Annotated in this window: 3 protein-coding genes; 2 read left to right on the top strand and 1 reads right to left on the bottom strand. The window is 70.8% G+C overall.

Translation table 11 applies throughout. From position 1 onward, the window contains the following. Positions 1-42: 42 nt before the first annotated feature. Complete coding sequence (locus tag RIF89_RS12160; protein WP_309069370.1) at positions 43-1,368, bottom strand: acetyl-CoA C-acetyltransferase; 1,326 nt, start codon at positions 1,366-1,368, stop codon at positions 43-45. Between the two features lie 112 nt (positions 1,369-1,480). On the opposite strand from RIF89_RS12160, the gene RIF89_RS12155 reads away from it, so the two are divergent. Both RIF89_RS12155 and RIF89_RS12150 read left to right on the top strand, forming a co-directional pair. Further along, positions 1,481-1,924, top strand: a complete 444-nt coding sequence (locus RIF89_RS12155) for a hypothetical protein (protein ID WP_309069369.1) — start codon at positions 1,481-1,483, stop codon at positions 1,922-1,924. Between the two features lie 110 nt (positions 1,925-2,034). Beyond that, on the top strand, positions 2,035-3,631 hold a 1,597-nt coding region (locus tag RIF89_RS12150; protein WP_309069368.1), incomplete at its 3' end, for an NADP-dependent isocitrate dehydrogenase.

Here is a 3,631-nt window from a genome sequence, read left to right as displayed (position 1 = left end):
ACGCGCGCCCGGCTCCTCAGCCGCGAAGCGCGCGTGATCGCATCAGGCCGACTCGAGGATCGCCGTCGCGGCGAGACCGCCGGCGGCGCAGACCGAGATCAGCGCCCGGGCCGGCCGTCCGGTGTCCGCCGCGCGGGCGGCGACCAGCTTGGCCGCCGTCGCGAGGATGCGGCCGCCCGTGGCGGCGAACGGGTGGCCCGCCGCGAGCGAGGAGCCGTTGACGTTGAGCTTCGCGCGGTCGACGGTGCCGAGCGCGCCGTCCAGGCCGAGCTCGGTGCGGCAGTAGTCGTCGTCCTCCCACGCGGCCAGGGTCGTGAGCACGGTCGCCGCGAAGGCCTCGTGGATCTCCACGAAGTCGAAGTCGTCGAGCGTGAGCCCGTTGCGCGCGAGCAGGCGCGGCACCGCGTGCGCTCCGCCCATCAGCAGTCCCTCGCGTCCGCCGACGAAGTCCACGCCAGCCGTCTCGGCGTCCACGAAACGCGCCAGCACCGGAAGGTCGCGCGACAGCGCCCACTCTCGCGACGCGAGCAGCACGGTCGAGGCGCCGTCCGTCAGGGGCGTCGAGTTGCCGGCCGTCATGGTCGGCGCGGCGTCCAGGTCCTTGCCGAACACGGGAGACAGCTTGGCGAGCTTGGCCATGGATGTGTCCGCGCGCAGGTTGTCGTCCCTGCTCAGACCGCGGAACGGCGTCACCAGGTCGTCGAAGAACCCGGCTTCCCACGCCGCCGCGAGGCGCAGATGGCTGTTCAGCGCGATCTCGTCCTGCGCCTCGCGGGTCACGCCCCAGCGCGCGGTCGTGATCGCCTGGTGCTCGCCCATCGACAGGCCCGTGCGCGGCTCATCCGTCGACGGCGTGAGCGGCTTCAGGTGCGCGGGCCGCAGCGCCCCGAGCGCCCTGAGCCGATCGGGCAGCGTCTTCGCGCGCGACAGCCTCATCAGCACGCGGCGCAGGCCCTCGCTCACCGCGATCGGGGCGTCCGAGATCGTGTCGGCGCCTCCGGCGACGCCCGACTCGATCTGACCGAGCCGGATCTTGTTGGTCACCGCGATCGCCGCCTCGAGCCCGGTGGCGCACGCCTGCTGCAGGTCGTACGCGGGCGTCTGCGGGGACAACGAGGAGCCGAGCACGCTCTCGCGGATCAGGTTGAAGTCGCGCGAGTGCTTCAGCACCGCCCCGCCCACCACCTCGCCGAGGCGCTCGCCCTCGAGGCCGAACCGCGTGACGAGCCCCTCGAGAGCGGCCGTGAACATCACCTGGTTCGAGAGGTCGGCGTACCTCTTGCCGGCCCGGGAGAACGGGATCCGGTTGCCGCCGACCACGAAGGCGTCGCGCGCTGCGGAGGCGGGGGTCTCAGCCGTTGAGCTCATGTGCCGATCGTCTCACGCGGCTTGACGGGTGGGGCCGGCCTCGGTGACGCCCGCCGGTTCCTGGCGTCGGCAGGACGGCTCTGCCAGAGTGAGCGGTGACGAGGGAGATCGCATGTCGACAGCCACCGAGGCGCTTCAGATGCCGCTCCGCCGTGACGCCTTCCGACAGGTTCACAGGCTGCTGCGGACGGCGCTGTGCTGGTGGGTCCTGTACTCGCTGTTCACCGTGAGCTCCCGAGGCCGGTGCTACGCGCCCGAAGGCGAGCTGAGCGCGACGGGCGAGACCTGCGAGACGTGGACCCTGGGGCCGAGCCCCTTCGTCGGCCTCGCGATCGCGGGATTGGTGATCTGGACCGTCGGCTGGATCGCGCGGGGCACGCAGAACGACGCGCAGGCCGATCGACTGCTCGAGAGCGCGCGCGGCCGGGTCGTCGTGATGGCCCTGGGTTCCCTGCTCATCGCGCAGATCTGGTTCTGGGCGATGCCCGCGCCCGGCGCCACGGACACCGTCTTTTTCCCCTTCCCGTTCGGCGCGGTGACGATCGTCACCTCCTGACGGGGACGAGAGGCGCAGCACCGCTCAGGTATCTTGAAGTCGAGAGAATCGGCGCGCCGCTGCACCGCGCGAGCCGCCGATCGGCTGACGACCACAGGAGCTTCTTCCGCATGTCGAAGATCATCTACACGCACACCGACGAGGCGCCCCTGCTGGCGACGTACTCGTTCCTGCCGATCGTCGCGAGCTACGCGGCAAAGGCGGGCATCGAGCTGGAGACCCGCGACATCTCGCTCGCCGGCCGCATCCTCGCGCAGTTCCCGGAGCGCCTCACGGAAGAGCAGCGGATCGGCGACGCGCTGAGCGAGCTCGGTGAGCTCGCCCACGACCCCGCGGCGAACATCATCAAGCTGCCGAACATCTCCGCGTCCGTGCCTCAGCTCGAGGCGGCGATCGCCGAGCTGCAGGCCCTCGGCTACGACGTGCCCGATTACCCGGGCAACCCGCAGACCGAGGAGGAGAAGGACTTCGCCGCCCGCTATGACAAGGTCAAGGGCTCGGCCGTGAACCCCGTCCTGCGTCAGGGCAACTCGGACCGCCGGGCTCCCGCCTCGGTCAAGGCCTACGCGAAGGCGCACCCGCACTCGATGGGCGCCTGGAGCGCGGACTCGAAGACCGCCGTCGCGACGATGGGCCGCGACGACTTCCGCTCGAACGAGAAGTCGGTGATCATCCCGTCCGACGACACGCTCCGGATCGAGCACGTCGGCCAGGACGGATCCGTCACGGTGCTCAAGAGCGACCTGAAGGTGCTCGCGGGCGAGGTCGTCGACTCCACGTTCATGAGCGCGAAGGCGCTCGACGCGTTCCTCGCCGAGCAGGTCGAGCGCGCCAAGGCGGACGGCGTGCTGTTCTCGGTGCACCTGAAGGCGACCATGATGAAGGTCAGCGACCCGATCCTGTTCGGGCACGTGGTCAAGACGTTCTTCAAGCCCGTGTTCGACACGTACGGCGCCGACCTCGCCGCGGCCGGGCTGTCGGCCAACGACGGTCTCGGCGCGATCTACGCCGGCCTGGACGCGCTGCCGGGCGGCGCCGAGATCAAGGCCGCGTTCGACGCCGCCCTGAACGACGGCCCCGCGCTGGCGATGGTCAACTCCGACAAGGGCATCACCAACCTGCACGTCCCGAGCGACGTCATCGTCGACGCGTCGATGCCGGCGATGATCCGGATCGGCGGCCACATGTGGGGCCCCGACGGCAAGGAGGCCGACACGCTCGCGGTCATCCCCGACTCGTCCTACGCGGGGATCTACCAGGCCGTGATCGACGACTGCAAGGCGAACGGCGCGCTGGACCCCGCCACCATGGGCACCGTGCCGAACGTCGGCCTGATGGCTCAGGCGGCAGAGGAGTACGGCTCGCACAACAAGACCTTCGAGATCGGCGCGCCCGGCATCGTCCGGATCGTCAACGCGGCGGGCGAGGCGCTCACGGAGCACGAGGTCGAAGCCGGCGACGTGTGGCGTGCGTGCCAGACCAAGGACGCCGCGATCCGCGACTGGGTCAAGCTCGCCGTGACCCGCGCGCGCCTGTCGAGCACCCCCGCGGTGTTCTGGCTCGACGCGACGCGCGCGCACGACGCGAACCTGATCGCGAAGGTCGAGGAGTACCTGGGCGAGCACGACACCGACGGTCTGGAGCTGCACGTCATGGCCCCCGCCGAGGCGACGCTGTTCTCGCTCGCGCGGATCCGCCAGGGCCTCG

Source organism: Microbacterium sp. (assembly GCF_031178525.1).
Lineage (GTDB): Bacteria > Actinomycetota > Actinomycetes > Actinomycetales > Microbacteriaceae > Microbacterium.
This window is presented reverse-complemented; position numbering and strand designations above follow the sequence as displayed.